The sequence below is a fragment of the Enterobacter cloacae complex sp. 370H10 genome, assembly GCF_050031535.1.
Lineage (GTDB): Bacteria > Pseudomonadota > Gammaproteobacteria > Enterobacterales > Enterobacteriaceae > Enterobacter > Enterobacter intestinihominis.
The window spans coordinates 4,976,473-4,994,888 of the sequence record NZ_JBLGWG010000001.1; the positions used below are offsets into that span (position 1 = coordinate 4,976,473).

The 18,416-nt window shown below is 56.8% G+C and carries 14 protein-coding genes; 6 read left to right on the plus strand and 8 right to left on the minus strand.

The features are described from left to right. Positions 1-6: 6 nt before the first annotated feature. Positions 7-1,956, plus strand: coding sequence for a glycoside hydrolase family 127 protein (locus ACQG2Q_RS24535; RefSeq protein ID WP_096216762.1), 1,950 nt, complete (start codon positions 7-9; stop codon positions 1,954-1,956). 117 nt (positions 1,957-2,073) lie between these two features. Here the strand turns inward: ACQG2Q_RS24535 and aldB are convergent, their stop codons facing one another. Further along, the gene (gene aldB / locus ACQG2Q_RS24540) at positions 2,074-3,612 is read right to left on the minus strand and encodes an aldehyde dehydrogenase AldB (RefSeq protein ID WP_023307168.1); all 1,539 of its coding nucleotides are present in this window, start codon (positions 3,610-3,612) and stop codon (positions 2,074-2,076) included. 166 nt (positions 3,613-3,778) lie between these two features. On the opposite strand from aldB, the gene ACQG2Q_RS24545 reads away from it, so the two are divergent. Next, positions 3,779-4,663 (plus strand): ROK family protein, encoded by an 885-nt coding sequence (locus ACQG2Q_RS24545; RefSeq protein WP_023298868.1) that lies wholly within the window; start codon positions 3,779-3,781, stop codon positions 4,661-4,663. Between the two features lie 3 nt (positions 4,664-4,666). Here the strand turns inward: ACQG2Q_RS24545 and selB are convergent, their stop codons facing one another. The 3 genes from selB to ACQG2Q_RS24560 all read right to left on the minus strand — a co-directional run bounded on the left by selB (position 4,667) and on the right by ACQG2Q_RS24560 (position 8,599). Beyond that, positions 4,667-6,505 (minus strand): selenocysteine-specific translation elongation factor, encoded by a 1,839-nt coding sequence (selB, locus tag ACQG2Q_RS24550; protein WP_063149495.1) that lies wholly within the window; start codon positions 6,503-6,505, stop codon positions 4,667-4,669. Next, entirely contained in the window at positions 6,502-7,887 is a 1,386-nt protein-coding gene (gene selA, locus ACQG2Q_RS24555; protein ID WP_063850275.1) for an L-seryl-tRNA(Sec) selenium transferase, read from the minus strand. Before selA ends, selB begins: the two co-directional genes overlap by 4 nt. 103 nt (positions 7,888-7,990) lie before the next feature. Then, positions 7,991-8,599: a glutathione S-transferase gene (locus ACQG2Q_RS24560; RefSeq protein WP_015572763.1), complete on the minus strand. Its 609-nt coding sequence runs from the start codon at positions 8,597-8,599 to the stop codon at positions 7,991-7,993. Positions 8,600-9,035: 436 nt separating this feature from the next. Between ACQG2Q_RS24560 and ACQG2Q_RS24565 the strand changes: the two genes are divergently transcribed. The 4 genes from ACQG2Q_RS24565 to ACQG2Q_RS24580 all read left to right on the plus strand — a co-directional run bounded on the left by ACQG2Q_RS24565 (position 9,036) and on the right by ACQG2Q_RS24580 (position 13,201). Further along, positions 9,036-10,943 carry a PTS mannitol transporter subunit IICBA gene (locus tag ACQG2Q_RS24565; RefSeq protein WP_022649761.1) on the plus strand — a complete coding sequence of 636 codons (1,908 nt, stop codon included), beginning with the start codon at positions 9,036-9,038 and terminating at the stop codon, positions 10,941-10,943. An 86-nt stretch (positions 10,944-11,029) separates the two neighbouring features. Beyond that, positions 11,030-12,193 carry a mannitol-1-phosphate 5-dehydrogenase gene (mtlD, locus tag ACQG2Q_RS24570; protein ID WP_080343369.1) on the plus strand — a complete coding sequence of 388 codons (1,164 nt, stop codon included), beginning with the start codon at positions 11,030-11,032 and terminating at the stop codon, positions 12,191-12,193. Continuing rightward, positions 12,190-12,780, plus strand: a complete 591-nt coding sequence (gene mtlR, locus ACQG2Q_RS24575; protein ID WP_023298873.1) for a mannitol operon repressor MtlR — start codon at positions 12,190-12,192, stop codon at positions 12,778-12,780. Before mtlD ends, mtlR begins: the two co-directional genes overlap by 4 nt. Before the next feature lie 58 nt (positions 12,781-12,838). Continuing rightward, the gene (locus tag ACQG2Q_RS24580; protein ID WP_022649764.1) at positions 12,839-13,201 is read left to right on the plus strand and encodes a YibL family ribosome-associated protein; all 363 of its coding nucleotides are present in this window, start codon (positions 12,839-12,841) and stop codon (positions 13,199-13,201) included. Between the two features lie 31 nt (positions 13,202-13,232). Here ACQG2Q_RS24580 and ACQG2Q_RS24585 read toward each other — a convergent pair whose 3' ends face one another. Genes ACQG2Q_RS24585 through ACQG2Q_RS24600 form a run of 4 tightly spaced genes read right to left on the minus strand, consistent with a single transcriptional unit; the run spans position 13,233 to position 18,108 of the window. Next, positions 13,233-14,327: a fimbrial protein gene (locus tag ACQG2Q_RS24585; RefSeq protein ID WP_063850273.1), complete on the minus strand. Its 1,095-nt coding sequence runs from the start codon at positions 14,325-14,327 to the stop codon at positions 13,233-13,235. Between the two features lie 9 nt (positions 14,328-14,336). Further along, positions 14,337-16,817: a fimbria/pilus outer membrane usher protein gene (locus tag ACQG2Q_RS24590; RefSeq protein ID WP_063850271.1), complete on the minus strand. Its 2,481-nt coding sequence runs from the start codon at positions 16,815-16,817 to the stop codon at positions 14,337-14,339. Between the two features lie 4 nt (positions 16,818-16,821). Further along, the gene (locus ACQG2Q_RS24595; protein ID WP_022649767.1) at positions 16,822-17,496 is read right to left on the minus strand and encodes a fimbrial biogenesis chaperone; all 675 of its coding nucleotides are present in this window, start codon (positions 17,494-17,496) and stop codon (positions 16,822-16,824) included. Between the two features lie 30 nt (positions 17,497-17,526). Next, the gene (locus tag ACQG2Q_RS24600) at positions 17,527-18,108 is read right to left on the minus strand and encodes a fimbrial protein (protein ID WP_032621994.1); all 582 of its coding nucleotides are present in this window, start codon (positions 18,106-18,108) and stop codon (positions 17,527-17,529) included. Between the last annotated feature and the right edge of the window lie 308 nt (positions 18,109-18,416).

Below are 18,416 nucleotides of genomic sequence, written 5' to 3' on the forward strand. Positions count from 1 at the left end.
AACGATATGACCATAATGGAAGCCGACCTGCATCAGCTGAAAATCAACGACCCGTTTCTTGGTCAGTACCAACGGCTGGTCCGCGATGTGGTAATCCCCTACCAGTGGGATGCGCTTAACGATCGCGTGGCGGAGGCTGAACCCAGCCACGCCATCGCCAACTTCCGCATCGCGGCCGGTCTGGAACAGGGGGCGTTTTACGGGATGGTCTTTCAGGACAGCGACGTGGCGAAATGGCTCGAAGCCGTAGCGTGGTCGCTGTGCCAGAAGCCGGATGCCGAACTGGAAAAAACCGCCGACGAGGTGATCGAGCTGGTCGCAGCGGCGCAGTGTGAAGATGGCTATCTCAATACCTATTTCACGGTGAAAGCACCGGCCGAGCGCTGGACCAATCTGGCCGAATGCCACGAACTGTACTGCGCCGGACATATGATTGAAGCGGGCGTGGCGTATTTCCAGGGAACCGGAAAGCGCCGCCTGCTGGACGTGGTGTGCAGGCTGGCGGATCATATCGACAGCGTGTTTGGCCCGGGCGAAAACCAGCTGCACGGCTATCCGGGCCACCCGGAAATCGAGCTGGCGCTGATGCGGCTGTACGACGTCACGCAGGAGCCACGCTATCTCAATCTGGTGAAATACTTTATTGAGGAACGCGGCACACAGCCTCACTTCTACGATATCGAATATGAGAAGCGCGGCAGAACGTCATACTGGAACACCTATGGCCCGGCGTGGATGGTCAAGGACAAAGCCTACAGCCAGGCGCATCAGCCCCTTGCCGAACAACAAACGGCCATCGGCCACGCCGTGCGTTTTGTCTATCTGATGGCGGGCATGGCGCATCTGGCGCGCCTGAGCAACGACGAAGGGAAACGTCAGGATTGCCTGCGGCTGTGGAACAAAATGGCACAGCGCCAGCTGTACATCACCGGCGGGATTGGCTCGCAAAGCAGCGGCGAGGCATTCAGCAGCGATTACGATCTGCCCAACGATACGGTCTATGCCGAAAGCTGCGCCTCCATCGGCCTGATGATGTTTGCCCGCCGAATGCTGGAGATGGAGGCGGACGGCCACTACGCCGACGTGATGGAGCGCGCACTATACAACACGGTGCTGGGTGGCATGGCGCTGGACGGTAAGCATTTCTTTTATGTGAATCCGCTGGAAGTGCACCCGAAAACACTGGCCTTTAACCATATCTATGACCACGTGAAACCGGTGCGCCAGCGCTGGTTCGGCTGCGCCTGTTGCCCGCCGAATATTGCGCGCGTGCTGACCTCGCTGGGGCACTATATTTATACCGTTCGCCCGGACGCGCTGTTGATCAACCTGTACGTGGGGAACGACGTCGCCATTCCGGTGGGGGAACACACCCTCCAGCTGCGGATTAGCGGAAACTATCCGTGGCATGAGCAGGTGAAAATCGAGATAACCTCACCAGTTCCGGTGACTCACACGCTGGCCCTGAGGCTGCCGGACTGGTGTGCGGAACCGGCTGTTTCGCTCAATGGTCAAGCCATTACAGGCGAGGTCTCCCGTGGATACTTATACCTAAACCGCAACTGGCAGGAAGGCGACACGCTGACGCTGACGTTACCGATGCCGGTCCGCCGCGTGTACGGCAACCCGCAGGTGCGCCAGCAGGCGGGGAAAGTCGCATTGCAGCGTGGGCCGCTGGTTTACTGCCTGGAAGAAGCCGATAACGGCGCAAATCTGCATAACCTTTCTTTGCCGCAAGACAGCGCGTTTCGGGTATTTGAAGGCAAAGGCATTTTCGCGCACAAGATGCTGATACAGGCGGAAGGGATCGGGTGTCAGGCGAAGGACACTGATGCCCTGTGGCAGTACGACCACTCGCCGGTAGAACGTCAGCCCCAGACGCTGACCTTTATTCCATGGTTCAGTTGGGCAAACCGGGGAGAAGGGGAAATGCGGATATGGGTGGATGAAGGCTGAATAACTGCGGCCTGTTGCCCTCACCCCAGCCCTCTCCCACGGGAGAGGGAGTAAAAAGTAGGCCGGGTAAGGCGAAGCCGCCACCCGGCTTTAACCCGGCTCAGGCCGCCCGGGAGATTAAAACAGCCCCAGCGGTTTATCGGAGTAGCTGACTAACAGACATTTCGTTTGCTGGTAGTGCTCCAGCATCATCTTATGGGTTTCGCGCCCGATGCCCGACTGTTTGTAGCCGCCAAACGCCGCATGAGCCGGATAGGCGTGATAGCAGTTTGTCCATACGCGTCCGGCCTGAATGCCGCGGCCCATTTTATAGGCAAGGTTACCGTTACGGCTCCAGACCCCCGCCCCCAGGCCATACTGCGTGTCGTTGGCGAGCTCCAGCGCCTCGTCCATGGTTTTAAACGTGGTGACGGCCAGCACCGGTCCAAAAATTTCCTCCTGAAAAACGCGCATGTTGTTCTTACCGAACAGGATAGTCGGCTCAAGGTAGTAGCCCTCCTGCAAATCACCGCCCAGCACCTTACGACGACCGCCGGTCAACACATCGGCCCCCTCTTTTTTACCGATATCAATATAGTTGAGGATGGTTTCCAGCTGGCCATGCGATACCTGCGCCCCCATCTGGGTAACGTTATCCAGCGGATTACCGCTGCGAATCGACTCCACGCGCCGGATCGCCCGCTCCATAAAGCGTTCATAAATGGATTCCTGCACCAGCGCGCGGCTCGGACAGGTGCAGACTTCGCCCTGGTTAAACGCGAACAGCGCAAACCCTTCCAGCGCTTTGTCGAAGAAGGCATCCTCTTCATCCATCACGTCGGCAAAGAAGATGTTCGGCGATTTCCCGCCCAACTCCAGGGTGACCGGAATGATGTTCTGGGTCGCGTACTGCATAATCTGCTGACCCACTTCCGTTGAGCCGGTAAACGCCACTTTGGCGATACGCTTTGAAGTAGCCAGATATTCGCCGATCTCTCCCCCGGCCCCGTTGACCACGTTAATGACCCCCGGCGGCAACAGGTCGCCAATCACCTCCATCAGCAGCAGTACCGAAAGCGGCGTTAAGCGTGCAGGTTTCAGCACAACGCAGTTACCCGCCGCCAGCGCGGGCGCCATTTTCCAGCTCGCCATCAGCAGCGGGAAGTTCCACGGAATAATTTGCCCCACCACGCCGAGCGGCTCGTGGAAGTGATACGCCACGGTATCTTTGTCAACTTCACTTATTCCCCCCTCCTGGGCACGGATGCAGGACGCAAAATAGCGGAAATGGTCGATCGCCAGCGGCACGTCCGCCGCCATGGTTTCGCGGATCGGCTTGCCGTTGTCCCACGTTTCTGCGGTCGCCAGCAGCTCCAGATTCTGCTCCATCCGATCGGCGATTTTGAACAAAATGGCCGCTCTGTCCTGAACGGACATTTGCCCCCACTTATCTTTCGCCTTATGCGCCGCATCCAGCGCTAAATCGATATCCCGTTTGCCCGAACTGGCAATTTCACACAGCGGCTGGCCGGTAACGGGCGTCAGGTTGGAATAGTATTCACCGTCGACGGGCGCCACCCAGTCGCCGCCGATAAAGTTGTCATAGCGGGGCTTCAGCTTAAGGGGAAAACCATACTCGCCAGGCTGGATACGCGATGAGGGAGGATTGTTTGTCATGACCGTCTCCTTGCTGTTGTTGTACAACAAGGGTAGTTCCGGCTGGTGATTTTCTCGCCAGCGGGTAGCGGGTTTACGAGCCGCATCACGGATTACCGTACTTTACGTTTCGTTTCTGCCGCCGCAGCCATACTTAATAGCTCAAGGGCTCATGAGGAATGATGCAATGCAGCTATTTATCGGCTTTGACGTGGGTGGAACCCACATCAAACACGGCGTAATTAATGAAAACGGCGAAGAACTGACATCCGATGAATATGATACGCCGGACGATGAAAGCACCTTCAAAGAGAAGTGGAAAGCGGTAGTGGATAAGTACTGCCAGGAGCACGAGATCGCCAGTATTGGCGTGAGTTTTCCAGGACATATCAATCACCATACCGGCGAAGCGGCCAAAGCCGGGGCGCTGGACTATCTTGACGGCGAAAACCTGTGCGAACTGTTCGCACAGCTGACCGATCTCCCCGTGACAATCGAAAACGATGCCAATTGCGCGGCGCTGGGCGAGCGCTGGCAGGGCGCGGGCAAGGACTATGAGCATTTCGTCTGCATCACCATCGGCACCGGCATCGGCGGCGGTATCGTCATGGAGGGCGATCTCTACCGCGGGTCGCACTACCGGGCGGGTGAGTTTGGCGTGCTGCCCGTAGGCAATGAGGGCGAGCCGATGCATGAAGTGGCATCCGCCAGTGGCCTGATGAAAGCCTGCCGCCGCGCGCTGGCCGTGTCGGAAGATGAGATGCCTGATGGTGAGGAGCTGTTTAAACGCATGGACAGCGACGTGCATCTGCGCGAGGCCATTGAAGCGTGGGCGCATTGTCTGTCGCGCGGTATTTACAGCGTGATCTCTATGTTTGATCCGCAGGCGGTGCTGATTGGCGGCGGCATTAGTGAGCAGGAGAAAATCTATCTCCTGCTGGATAAATATTTACAGCGATTCGAGGAGTGGGAAGCGCTCCGGGTGCCCATCCTTCCCTGCGAGCTGGGTAACCAGGCGGGAAGGCTGGGCGCGGTCTGGCTGGCTAAGCAGAAGCAGGCGCGCAGCGCTTAACGCTTACGGAAATAACTGCGCGTCGCGTAGCACATGGTCATTGCCACGACGACGCGTAAACCCGATGCGGTTGAAATACTCCAGGATCTGAATCGCCAGTTTGCGTCCAACGTTCAGCCGATCGCGGAAGTCTGCGGCGCAGGTTGATCCGCGCGCCTGATCCAGCTCCCGGATCAGGTTCGCAAACGCCACGATCCGATCGTTGCGGTAATAACGATCTTTCACGATCGCCACAATCATGCCCTGCTGCGCCGCATGCCGCAGTACCTGACGCATCAGCTGCTCATCGGTATTGGTTTCACGCGCCAGATCGCGCACCCACCAGGGTTCATCGCCAAACAGCGCCGCCACTTTTTGCCAGACCGCGTCCTGCTCAGCGGTAAAACCGGCCTTGTGTTCCGGTAGGTGCAGCCAGCCGTGATGACTTGCAATCACGCCGCTTTCACGCATGTTTTCAATCAGCAACAGCACCAGCGCGTCGTCTTCCATGGGCAACGCCATGCGCCGCAGACGTTCACGGCCCGGGCCTGGCTCATCCTGATGCTGTTCATGATAGGTCGCCAGCGTGCTCAACACTTTACGCTGCCAGCGCGCCGCCACCGGCGCGTTCAGCAGGCTGTTGCCAGCCTGAATAAAACCCGGCTCCTGCGTCAGAAGACGCAATCCTTCACCGCTGAGCTGGCGCGCCCAGGCGAACGCAGCCAGATCCACCGCACCACGCTCAAGGTGGATATCTAACGCAGACTTGTCGTCACGGGCCTGGGCCAGCGAGGCCAGCCACGCTAAATACTCGGGCTTACGCTTGCCGCGACGGGGCGGATTCAGCATCACCACGCGGGCGCCCGCCAGGGTTTCGCGCGCCGAAATATCGCGCAGAACCAGGCGGTCGTTATCCGCCAGCCAGAGCGGGGAGTCGAACACCAGTTCGGCGAGATCGTTTTCCAGCAGCGACACGCGTCCGGTGATGTGGCTGGCCGCGTGATGGATATGCAGCGGCTGCCACTGGGTCAGCGGCGTGTGGGTCTGTAGAGAAACGATAATCCGTTCAGAAGGCTCCGGCGGCGCGTCGGCCAGCAGCCAGTCGCCGCGGTTAAGCTGGTCTTTTTCGGCATCACCAGCAATATTCAGGGCGATACGCTGCCCGGCGTGGGCCTGTTCCACCGGCTGGTTTTGCGCGTGAAGCCCGCGCACGCGCATGGGTTTGTTCACGCCCGTCAGCCACAGGGTATCGCCCACGTTAACTTCGCCACTCAGCGCGGTACCCGTCACCACCAGCCCAGCCCCTTTCACGGTAAACGCCCTGTCGATCGCCAGACGGAAGCGGTGATGGCTGGCATGCTCACGAGACGGGATCTGCTGCAAATGGTCGCGAAGAGCGTCGATACCGCGGCCTTCTGTCGCCACGGTGACAAACAGAGCGGCATCCTTAAAACCGTATTCACTCAGCGCCGCCAGTACCTCTTCACGCACCTCGTTGATACGCGGCTCATCCACACGGTCCGCTTTGGTAAGGGCGACGGTCAACTGCGGGTTTCCCGTCAGTTGCAGGATCGCCAGATGCTCGCGCGTTTGCGCCATCACCCCGTCATCGCACGCGACAACCAGCAGAGCGTGATCGATCCCGCCCACGCCCGCGAGCATATTGGAAAGAAACTTCTCGTGGCCGGGCACGTCGATAAAGCCCAGCACGCGACCGTCGGGCTGTGGCCAGTAGGCGTAACCCAGGTCAATGGTCATGCCGCGCTTTTTCTCTTCCGGCAGGCGATCGGCATTCACGCCCGTAATGGCCTGCAATAACGTGGTTTTGCCGTGGTCAACGTGACCGGCGGTGGCAATAATCATTTCAACATCATCTCCAGAAACCGCCCTTCATCTTCCAGGCAGCGTAAATCCAGCCACATACGACCATCACCGATCCGGCCAATCACTGGCGTCGGTAATGCACGCCAGCGCGCCGACAGCGCCTCAAGCTGGCTTCCGCGTCCGTCGCGCGGGGTGAACGTCAGCGCTTCGCTCGGTAACCTGTCCACGGGCAGCGAGCCGCTGCCAATTTGCGACAGGCAAGGCTCGATACGAACTTCAAACTCAGGGTAATGAGGAGCAACCTGCGGCAGTAGCGCTTCCGCCCGCGCGCGAACAGAGGCTTCATCACGGCTCAGCAAACGCAACGTGGGCAGGCGGTCAGCCAGTTTCTCCGGGTGGAGATAGAGCCGCAGCGTGGCTTCCAGCGCGGCCAGCGTCATTTTATCGGCACGCAGGGCACGCTTCAGTGGGTGCTGCTGTAGCTGCGCAATCAGCTCGCGCTTGCCGACGATAATCCCCGCCTGCGGCCCGCCCAGCAGTTTATCGCCGGAGAAACTGACCAGGCTTACGCCCGCAGCAACCATTTCCTGCACCATTGGCTCTTTCGGCAGACCGTACTGGCGCATATCCACCAGCGACCCGCTGCCGAGATCGGCAATCACCGGCACGTTTAGCTCGCGCCCGATGGCGGCCAGTTCGGCCTCTTCCACCGTTTTGGTGAACCCCTCAATGTGGTAATTACTGGTATGCACTTTCATCAGCAGGGCGGTGTTTTCATTTACCGCAGCGCGATAATCTTTTGCATGGGTACGGTTGGTTGTGCCCACTTCATGCAGCGTGCAGCCCGCCTGGCGCATGACATCCGGAATACGAAACGCCCCGCCGATCTCCACCAGCTCGCCGCGAGAGACGACAACCTCTTTTCCGCTCGCGGTGGCCGCCAGCATTAACAGCACCGCCGCCGCGTTGTTATTCACAATGCAGGCATCTTCCGCGCCGGTGATCTGGCAGAGAAGATCCGCCAGTGCGCGATCGCGATGCCCGCGCCCGGCGCCGTCCAGATCGTACTCCAGCGTCACCGGCGAGCGCATGGCCCGGGTGACGGCCTCTATTGCTTCTTCTGCCTGCTGTGCCCGGCCCAGATTGGTGTGCAGAACCGTGCCCGTCAGGTTAATAACCGGGCGCAACGCGCTTTGCGCGTGCTTGCTCAGCCTCCATTCAACTTCCTGCGCCCACGCCACGCACCAGCCGGGTAGCGCGTTTTCAGCCTGAATATGGCGACGCGCATCGTCCTGAAGCTGGCGTAGCATGTCGACCGTTGCAGTATGGCCAAACTGCTCCAGCACCGCAGTGATGCGCGGATCACGAAGCAGACGATCGGTAGCGGGGATCTGGCTGTAGAGGGAATGATGAGTAGTCATGAATGCGCCTGGCGAGTAAATATCTTCCCCCCTCCCGACGGGAGAGGGAGTTAACATGTGGGGGGATTGTACCGCCTCCCGCCAGGAAGTGTTATAACCCGCATCAAGCCTTTGGTGGTTCAGTCCGGGCGAAACTTTCGCGCTGGAAGAGCGTCTCCGCCAGTTTGACCAGCAGCGGACGATCCACGCACCAGCCCGGCGAGACGCGGCGGAAATTAAGGTAGCCAATGGCGCAGGCGATGGCGATCGTCGCCAGATTCAGGCTATCGCTCTGAATTTTCCCGTCGCGGATCAGCTGTTCGCACATATCCAGGCTGCGGCTGATTTTTTCGCGCTGGCGCAGCAGCTCATTTTCTGACTGCTGGGCGGCGGGCCTTGCCTGCTCGCGTACGGACGTTAATGCCGCATCCATAATGCCATCCGCCAGGGCTTCAATTTGCTTCATCGCCAGCGCTGCTTTTGGATCCGCCGGCAGCATGGCTGGCGCAACGCCAAGCAGCTCGATGTACTCCGCAATGATCGGGGAATCAAACCAGTAGTCGCCCTCGTCCGTTACCAGCGCCGGGACTTTCCCCAGCGGGTTGTACTGCGCAACGCCGTTCTCTGCGTTGTACGGTTGTTCATTTACGAATTCAAATTCAATCCCTTTCTCCAGCAGGAGAATCGAAATCTTACGCACGAAAGGACTGGTATAACTGCCGATGAGTTTCATTGCTTATCCTTAATGCCCATAAAGAGGTCAGTATGGATCAAGCCGTGAAAAAAGGCAGGTGTACGTATCGCATTCCTGCCGTGAGGGGATACGGGAGAAATCTGCATAAAAATATTTTGTGAATCAAATCACAATCTGGAAACAAACAGCCAACTTAACATTGTGATATTAATCACAAAATAGCCCTCATTTTGGCGTAATTCTGAGCAATGTATTTTTTTTACACACCCATTATGTGATCGCGATCACTTCATTAATATCCTCACCCCCTACATTCATGCGATTCAGATCACACAAAATTCCGCTATCTGGACAGTTGAACGATTCAGTGCCAGATTTCACAGCATCAGAACAGGGCCCGGCTACCTCTGCCGCCGCACATTAACGATAAACCTCGGGCCACAAGCCTAAGCGTAAACATAAGAAGGGGTGTTTTATGTCATCCGATTTCAAGATCAAAGTGCAAAGCTTTGGTCGTTTCCTCAGCAACATGGTGATGCCAAATATCGGCGCGTTTATCGCGTGGGGTATTATCACCGCATTATTTATTCCGACAGGGTGGTTGCCTAACGAAACGCTGGCGAAACTTGTTGGCCCAATGATTACGTACCTGCTGCCGCTGCTCATCGGTTATACCGGTGGTCGTTTGGTGGGCGGTGACCGTGGTGGTGTCGTGGGTGCCATCACAACCATGGGGGTGATTGTCGGTGCGGATATGCCGATGTTCCTCGGTGCGATGATTGCCGGTCCTCTGGGCGGCTGGGCGATCAAGAAATTTGACGTCTGGGTTGATGGCAAGATCAAATCCGGCTTCGAAATGCTGGTGAACAACTTCTCCGCGGGCATCATCGGGATGATCCTCGCGATTCTGGCGTTCCTCGGCATTGGCCCTGCGGTTGAAGTGCTCTCCAAGCTGCTGGCGGCGGGCGTTAACTTCATGGTGGCGCACGACATGCTGCCGCTGGCGTCTATCTTCGTTGAACCGGCGAAAATCCTGTTCCTGAACAACGCCATCAACCACGGTATCTTCTCACCGCTGGGTATCCAGCAGTCACACGATCTCGGCAAGTCCATCTTCTTCCTGATTGAAGCGAACCCGGGTCCGGGTATGGGCGTTCTGCTGGCGTACATGTTCTTTGGTCGCGGCAGCGCGAAACAGTCTGCTGGCGGCGCGGCGATCATTCACTTCCTGGGCGGTATTCACGAAATTTACTTCCCGTATGTGCTGATGAACCCACGTCTGATCCTGGCCGTTATCCTTGGCGGTATGACCGGCGTGTTCACCCTGAGCGTACTGGGCGGTGGTCTGGTGTCTCCTGCTTCTCCAGGCTCTATTCTGGCGGTGCTGGCGATGACCCCGAAAGGCGCCTACTTCGCGAACATCGCGGCGATCTGTGCGGCCATGGCCGTCTCCTTCGTGGTCTCCGCTATCCTGCTGAAAACCAGCAAGGTGAAAGAAGACGACGATATCGAAGCGGCAACCCGTCGTATGCATGACATGAAAGCCGAATCCAAAGGCGCAACGCCGCTGGCGGCGGGTGATGTCTCTAACGACCTGAGCCACGTACGTAAAATTATCGTGGCCTGTGATGCCGGTATGGGTTCCAGCGCAATGGGTGCGGGCGTGCTGCGTAAGAAAGTGCAGGATGCGGGTCTGACCAACATCTCCGTGACCAACAGCGCGATTAACAACCTGCCGCCGGACGTTGACCTGGTGATCACGCACCGCGATCTGACCGAGCGCGCCATGCGTCAGGTGCCGCAGGCGCAGCACATTTCCCTGACCAACTTCCTCGACAGCGGCCTGTACACCAGCCTGACCGAACGTCTGGTTGCGGCCCAGCGCCATGAAGATAACGAAGTGAAGGTGCGCACCAGCCTGCAAGACAGCTTCGACGAGAGCAACGCGCATCTGTTCAAACTGGGCGCAGAAAACATCTTCCTTGGCCGCACGGCGACCAATAAAGAAGAGGCCATTCGCTTCGCCGGTGAGCAGCTGGTGAAAGGCGGCTACGTTCAGCCGGAATACGTTGAGGCGATGCTGGAGCGTGAAAAGCTGACCCCAACCTACCTGGGTGAATCCATCGCGGTTCCGCACGGTACGGTTGAAGCGAAAGACCGCGTGCTGAAAACCGGCGTGGTGTTCTGTCAGTATCCTGATGGCGTGCGCTTCGGTGAAGAAGAGGACGACATCGCCCGTCTGGTGATTGGTATCGCCGCTCGCAACAACGAGCATATCCAGGTGATTACCAGCCTGACCAACGCGCTGGATGACGAAACGGTTATTGAGCGTCTGGCCAACACCACCAGCGTTGAAGAAGTTCTGGCTCTGCTTAACAAGTAACAGCGCCTCTTCCCTCTCCCCCCGGGGAGAGGGCTAGGGTGAGGGGAAAACGTTCCTCACCCCAGCCCTCTCGGGTAAAAACATTGATGAAGGTTAACACTATGAAAGCATTACATTTTGGCGCAGGTAATATCGGTCGTGGCTTTATCGGTAAACTGCTGGCAGACGCAGGCATTACCCTGACATTCGCCGATGTGAATCAGGTGGTTCTGGATGCCCTGAATGCGCGTCATAGCTATCAGGTTCACGTAGTGGGTGAAAACGAACAGGTTGAAACGGTCTCTGGCGTCAACGCGGTAAGCAGCATTGGCGACGACGTGATTGACCTCATCGCGAGCGTTGATCTGGTCACCACAGCCGTGGGTCCGGTGGTGCTTGAGCGTATCGCCCCGGCGATCGCGAAAGGCCTGGCGAAGCGTAAAGCACAAGGCGTTGAAACGCCGCTGAACATCATCGCCTGTGAAAACATGGTGCGCGGCACCACGCAGCTGAAAGGCCACGTTCTGGCCGCTGTGGCTGAGGAAGATAAAGCCTGGGTTGAAGCGCACGTTGGTTTTGTGGATTCCGCCGTTGACCGCATCGTTCCGCCATCAGAATCCGCCACCAACGACCCGCTGGAAGTGACGGTGGAAACCTTCAGCGAGTGGATCGTTGATAAAACTCAGTTTAAAGGCGCGCTGCCGACCATTCCGGGAATGGAATTAACCGATAATCTGATGGCATTTGTCGAACGTAAACTCTTCACGCTGAACACCGGGCATGCTATAACCGCGTACCTCGGGAAATTGGCCGGTCATCAGACGATTCGTGACGCGATCCTCGATGAGAACATCCGTGCGGTGGTCAAAGGGGCAATGGAAGAGAGCGGCGCGGTGCTGATCAAACGCTACGGTTTTGATGCTGATAAACACGCAGCATACATCCAGAAAATCCTCGGTCGTTTTGAAAACCCGTATCTGAAAGATGACGTTGAGCGCGTGGGTCGTCAGCCGCTGCGTAAACTGAGCGCGGGCGACCGCCTGATTAAACCGCTGCTGGGCACGCTGGAATACGGTCTGCCGCACGCTAACCTGGTGAAAGGGATTGCTGCCGCGATGCACTACCGCAGCGAGCAGGACCCGCAGGCGATTGAGCTGGCTCAGCTGATTGATGACAAAGGCGCACAGGCTGCGCTGGCGCAGATTTCCGGTCTGGATGCCAACAGTGACGTGGTTGCGGAGGCGGTCAGCGCATACAACGCAACCAAATGATGCAGAGTCCGGCGCAGGTTAGCCTGCGCCCGAATAACAGATTGTCAGATATGCAGGCAATAATGGAACAAACCCAGGCCTTTGAAAATCGTGTGCTTGAGCGTCTGAATGCTGGCAAAACCGTACGAAGTTTCCTGATCGCCGCCGTCGAGCTGTTAACCGAGGCGGTGAACATTCTGGTGCTTCAGGTGTTTCGCAAAGACGACTACGCGGTAAAGTATGCTGTAGAACCGTTACTGGACGGAGACGGACCGCTGGGCGATTTATCGGTACGGCTGAAGCTGATTTACGGTCTTGGCGTGCTCAACCGTCAGGAGTATGAAGACGCCGAGCTGTTAATGGCGCTGCGCGAAGAGCTCAATCATGACGGCAATGAGTACACCTTTACCGATGATGAGATCCTGGGGCCCTTCGGCGAATTGCACTGCGTAGCCGCGCTCCCTCCCGCACCTCAGTTTGATGACAGCGACCCTGAGCTGTACATGATGCAAAAGCTGCGTTATCAACAAGTTGTCCGCTCCACCATGGTACTTTCCCTGACTGAGCTGATTTCTAAAATCAGCTTAAAAAAAGCGTTTCAGAAGTAAGCCCGCACACATTGGTGTATCCTTCCCTGTAAATTCCCCGTTTTCAGAGTTATTTGTCATGAAAGAAGTCGAAAAGAACGAAATTAAACGCCTGAGCGACCGTCTGGATCTGATACGCCATCAGATGGCTGGCCTCTCCCTTGTTGATTCCGCCGAGAAATATGCCGAGCTGGAAAAAGAGTCCGTGAAGCTGGAGGCGGAAATTGAGCGCCTGCGCGATGTGAAAGGCCAGAAGCTGAGTAAAGAGGCGCAGAAGCTGATGAACATGCCGCATCGCCGCGCGATCACCAAAAAAGAGCAGGCCGACATGGGCAAGCTGAAGAAAAGCGTCCGTGGCCTGGTGGTGGTGCACCCGATGACTGAGCTTGGCCGCGAAATGGGCCTGAAAGAGATGACGGGTTTTAGTAAGACCGCGTTCTGATCGCTCTCCCCTGCCGCTGCGCAGGGGAAACTCAGTTGTAAATCAGGTTAAACGTGGCCATCGCATCCGCTTTTCCCGCCGTTACGTTCTCTTCCGTCTGAATGTAATGCGCATCAAACCAGAAGGTCTGCGTCTGGTTATCCCCCACCTGGCCAAGCGCTGACACCTGCGGGGTGTTCCACGATACCACCTGCCCCTGAACCGAACCGGTATTGTCACCGTAAAGCAGTTCGATCCCGACACCGCTGGCGCTATCCTCCTGCTTCGTCAACGCAAGCGCCCGATCGTTGCCCGGCGTGGTATCGCCAAAGAAACCCATCTTAACCGCCGTGTTATTTTCACAGGTCACCGGAATGCTGAAGCGTCCGCCTCCGGCGCGGGAGCCGATGCCGTGAAATTCACGCTGGCTCACGCTCCCCATGGGAACAAGAATGCTGCGAGAGCCCACTGAGCAGCTGGTACGCCTGACGGTGAAGCTGGCGAGATGGATCTGTACCGGTGTCGCCACGTTGGTGGCGCTGGCTTGATTTTCTCCCGCCTGCAATATCAGCGAGCCGACATTTTGCTCCTGGGAGTTGGCGTTATCGTCAGGCATGGCGCTGGTCGTCGGGATTTTATAAAACACCACCCAGAACTGCATTTTGTACGTTGAGGCGCTGGCAAAGGCAGGATTCTGTGAGGCATCGCAGATACGCCGGGACTCGTTGCCGTCTACCGGGCTGGTGCCGTCAATATACTGTACGGCATCCGCACCACAGTACTGCTGCTCGCGGAACCCGAGCGCGTAGCCGATGCCGTCAATCTGGGTTTTGTAGACGTGCCGCGACGCACCGTCTTCCCCCACCACGGTGCCGACGGGGTTATCCAGCTCGACAAATCCGATACTACGCCAGGGGTCACTACCGCCATCACAGTTGTAGAAGTCTTGCCCGGTAGACTGTATCGGCGCGGAAACCGGCGTCCAATCCGCGGTGCCGGGAGCATATCCAATGGCGTAGGGTACCTGGACAACCCACTGATCGCGCGTGGTGCGGCAGGGCGAGGCCTGAGCGTGCGCATGAAAACTCAGCATGCCAAAAAGCGAAAGAAGGCTCAGATAGAAAAACCAGTGAATAAAGTGACGCATGATATTCCTCTAGTGGCACTCAAGAGACAGCGTAGCGATGCCGGGGGCCATATGAGCTTTCCCCAGTCTGAAAGGTGTCTGGCATTGCTGCTGCTCCCCGTTTTCATACCAGGTGACGCGCAGGGTGCCGCGCTCGGGTACTCCGCTCAGGTAGGCCTGACCGCCGTCAGCGACCATGCTTCGGTTTGCAGAATGGCGGTTCTGCTCCACCACTTCAGCCTGCGCGCCAAACGGCAACGGTTCGCCGTGGTAGCGCAGGGAAAACAGAACGCGATAACCAATGTGGGTTGTGTAATTGGCCAGCACCACCGCGCCGCTGGTGGGAATGAGCGTCAGACCGCTTTGCTCAATGTCGACGTTCTCACCCAGCGTCGCCGTATCAAGGCTGACGGTATTTTTGCGATACGCCGAGAGCGTTGGCATGACCGCATAGCCGCGGCTGTCGGTATGGATCCCGTTGTAGCCCTCCGGCTCAACGTTCGCCGCGCCGGGCACGCGCAGCAGGGCGACGGTATCGCCCAGCGGCTGGCTAAGCGTGACGCCATACTGCGTGGCGATAACGCCTCCGGCGAGTCCAAGACTCGCGTTGCTACCGTTTCGGCTGTGGTCATAACCGAGGCTGACGTTGCCGTAGCCACCATTGTATTGCAGCGCCAGGCTGGTGCTGTCGGCCTCTCCCTCACTGGTCTTACTCTGCTGAACGCTGTAATTCAGGTTGCGGTTCGCCAGCGCGCTGCCGTTGAGTGACACCTGCTGCGTGGTCATCCCACGATTGTTGTGGTTGGCGTAGTAACTGACCGAACTGCCCGGCAGCCAGTTGCCAAGCGGAACATTGACGTTAAACGATACGGTGCGATCGGGATGCTGCTCAAGCGCTGAGTCGGTGTAGTCATACCCCGCGCCCCAGGAAATACCCCGCCAGCTGGTGTACCAGCCAATGTGGATGGTTTTATCCTGCCCGGACGTATGCCAGTAATCCTGCATCCATGCCGAGACGCTGAGGCTGCCGAACTGACCCAGCGTCTGTGAAAAAGTGACCTGCGAGCGGCTACGGCGATTATTGAGTTGCAGCTGTTGGCTGTCAGACTGATTCAGTTCACTAAATTCGTAGTAATTGCGCGAGGCATAGCGATAGCTCGCCAGGTTGAAGGCGGTGCCGGTAGCGCTGAAATCTTTCTGGTACTGAATGCGCCACGCCTGCCCCATCGCGCTTTTGCCGTCGGGTAAACGGCTTTTTGCCAGCGTATCGTCAATACCCAGCGAGCCAAATGCGCCAAACCCTCTGCCTACGCCAATTGCACCGGCCTGATAGTTGCTCGCCGTACGAAAGCCGCCATACACCGTCATCCTGGAGAGCAGACCGTAGAAGAAAGCGCCTTCAACAAATTCGGGCGAACGCGCATCACCGGAGCCGGAGTGAAATCGTCCTGCATTGAGACTGTATTTCAGGCTGCCCTGGCGTCGCATAAACGGCACCGCAGAATAGGGCTGGGTAAAGACGCGCGTTGAGCCGTCACTTTCCGTGACCGTAACCTGTAGATCGCCACTTTGTGCGCCCGGGAACAGATCGTTAATGATAAATGGCCCGGCGGCCACCCAGGTTTCATAGATCACATAGCCATTTTGCGAAACGGAGACTTTAGCGAAGCTGTGTGCGACGCCGCGGATGGTTGGTGCGAAGCCGCGCTGGCTGTCGGGCAACATGCTTTCGCTTGATGAGAGCTGTACCCCGCGAAACGCCACGCTATCGAAGACGTCGCCTGTGGTCCAGGCATCACCGATCCGTAGCTGGCTGTTAAGACGGCGAATATCCCGGGTCAGCCAGCTACTTTGCGACTGAAAATGGTCGCCGCCCGCGTCGCTGTGGCTCCAGGCCGAGGTGTTACGCAGCCGCCACGCCCCCAGATTGATACCGTTACGCAGGCTCAGATAGCTGGATGTTGTGACCCCGCTCTGATGACGGGCCTGACCGCCCGACAGACTGTAATCAGTAAATGCCGCCGGGATACCATCGTCCCACTGTGACTGCGGCACGTAGCCACGGCTGCGGTGTTTCATTGCCGCCTGCGGCAGGCTGAGAAAGAGACGCTGCTGGTTGAAATCATAAGAGGTTCGCGCTGCCGGAATAAAATCCTCGAGGTGCGTGAACGTTTCTCCCTCCTGCAACCGGGAGAATGCAGGAATGGCCCCTACATTTACGCCAAGCGCTTCCAGCAGCGATACGCTAAAAACGGGTTGCAGGCTGCCTTTCTCATTGACGAAGGTGATCTCCTGATGCCGCTCCTCGCGTCCGTTAATCTCCAGCGTCACGAGCCAGGTGCCTGGCATCTGCCCGCCCTTTTCAGAGAAATAGTGCAGATCCGCCGTTTTCTGTTCAGTAGAGGAAAGCTCCAGCGCGGCGGGATCAAAGTAATCCTCGGCCATCCCCGTGCGGCTGAAGCTAAGCAGCAACACCGAAAGCGGCGCGTAACAAAACAGGCGAAAAGGCATGGTCTTAAAGAGGCTGGGTGTGGGTGGCGGTGATGGCACCAAAATCATTAATAGCCGACCAGCTTACGCCCCCGGAGGCGGACACAGGCCATTCCCGGGTTTCCCCTGGACCGATCATGCCCGGCTGCTCAATTTTATGCCCGCCAACGGTCAGACGATAAAAAGAGACGTAGTATGGCGTCGGGTTAGCGGCCTTAAGCCCTTTTCCCGTTCGCGAAAACGTTATTTTCTGCCAGGCCGTGGCGGCGTCCCCTTTCAGGTTGTCCGGGCGGTAGAAGATTTTAAATTTCGATTTGACGTTTACCTGTAATTCGTTGCTGCTCTCTTTTGGCTTTGGCGCTATCGCTTTAATATCGAGCCAGAATACAGATTCACGATCTGTGGGCAGCGGAGCGCCGGTATATTGAATACGCAGCGTGTTGGTCTGCTCCGGATCAAGTCTGAACAGAGGTGGCGTGACAATAAATGGCGCAGCGTTATTTTTATCCGGCCCATCGCCTTCAACCCACGACTGAATAAGATAGGGAACCGCACTTTCCATATTAGAAACAGAAAATGCCACCTCCTTGCTGTTTTGCGGGTATACGATCCGTGTTCCCCCCATTACAACGCCAGCGGAAACTGACGCAGAACTAACCATTAATGCAGTGAGCATAATATACGATAAACGTTTCATCATTATTATCTCTGGAGGTGGCTGACAGTGAAATCAGTTATAAACCATCAGGAAGTTGGATACGGCGTTAACATCGCCGGCGTTGATTTCCGTGCCATCTTTGTCAAGTGCGGCATAGAAAGTTAATTCAGCATTGCCTTGATCATCCGGTGCGGTTGTTTCAGATACCGTACCCGGTTTAATCGCGGTGCTGCGATCGCTGTTATAAAGCTTCACGCCGACACCCGTCGCCATACCTTCACCCGGCGTAACCTGAAGCAGTGTGTCATTCACCGTATCTTTGGTTCCGTCAAACAGTACCGCAACCGATTCAACCGTCTCCGGGCAGTTTTCCACGTTGATTTTGAACTCGCGCGGCGTCGTTTCGTTGTGATCGTCAAAGTAGCTTTTTGCCCACGCCCCAAGGTCTACCGTTTTGTTTTTAGAGGCCGGAGTAATATCACAGGAAATAAGGGTAATCTTCCCGGTAAAATTGATCACCCCGCCCGTACTTTGCGAACCCGCACCGGTATCCAGAGAAGCATTAACGCCAGAATCACTGCTTGCCAGTACTGATTGAGAAGATAACAGCAGCCCCGCCGCGGCAATCGCCAGCGCCACATTTTTGATTTTCATTTGGAACACTTTCCCCTCTGTAAATTAAACAGATATAGATTTGTTGTACCAGGTACAATAACCGCTATAAGGATTTAAAAACGCCACCGAAAGGTTTTTAGCAGAATGGGTGACGCGACCTTATAGAATAAAGCAGGGTCCATCCCATGGTGATAATCCGTATATTTTCAGAAGGCCATACACAGATATCCTTCAACTGAGGAATGACTTCTGGCCGAAAATAACACTGAATACGTTGTGGTTAGTAATAAATTTAAAATCTTCTGTTACGTTGCTTCTGAATAAATAGTAAATCAAATGCCTTTTAA

Bases quoted from the DNA above. Each gene is read 5' to 3' on its own strand.
- ACQG2Q_RS24535 (WP_096216762.1), top strand. From the start codon at position 7: ATGACCATAATGGAAGCCGACCTGCATCAGCTGAAAATCAACGACCCG.
- aldB (WP_023307168.1), bottom strand. From the start codon at position 3,612: ATGACAAACAATCCTCCCTCATCGCGTATCCAGCCTGGCGAGTATGGT.
- ACQG2Q_RS24545 (WP_023298868.1), top strand. From the start codon at position 3,779: ATGCAGCTATTTATCGGCTTTGACGTGGGTGGAACCCACATCAAACAC.
- selB (WP_063149495.1), bottom strand. From the start codon at position 6,505: ATGATTATTGCCACCGCCGGTCACGTTGACCACGGCAAAACCACGTTA.
- selA (WP_063850275.1), bottom strand. From the start codon at position 7,887: ATGACTACTCATCATTCCCTCTACAGCCAGATCCCCGCTACCGATCGT.
- ACQG2Q_RS24560 (WP_015572763.1), bottom strand. From the start codon at position 8,599: ATGAAACTCATCGGCAGTTATACCAGTCCTTTCGTGCGTAAGATTTCG.
- ACQG2Q_RS24565 (WP_022649761.1), top strand. From the start codon at position 9,036: ATGTCATCCGATTTCAAGATCAAAGTGCAAAGCTTTGGTCGTTTCCTC.
- mtlD (WP_080343369.1), top strand. From the start codon at position 11,030: ATGAAGGTTAACACTATGAAAGCATTACATTTTGGCGCAGGTAATATC.
- mtlR (WP_023298873.1), top strand. From the start codon at position 12,190: ATGATGCAGAGTCCGGCGCAGGTTAGCCTGCGCCCGAATAACAGATTG.
- ACQG2Q_RS24580 (WP_022649764.1), top strand. From the start codon at position 12,839: ATGAAAGAAGTCGAAAAGAACGAAATTAAACGCCTGAGCGACCGTCTG.
- ACQG2Q_RS24585 (WP_063850273.1), bottom strand. From the start codon at position 14,327: ATGCGTCACTTTATTCACTGGTTTTTCTATCTGAGCCTTCTTTCGCTT.
- ACQG2Q_RS24590 (WP_063850271.1), bottom strand. From the start codon at position 16,817: ATGCCTTTTCGCCTGTTTTGTTACGCGCCGCTTTCGGTGTTGCTGCTT.
- ACQG2Q_RS24595 (WP_022649767.1), bottom strand. From the start codon at position 17,496: ATGATGAAACGTTTATCGTATATTATGCTCACTGCATTAATGGTTAGT.
- ACQG2Q_RS24600 (WP_032621994.1), bottom strand. From the start codon at position 18,108: ATGAAAATCAAAAATGTGGCGCTGGCGATTGCCGCGGCGGGGCTGCTG.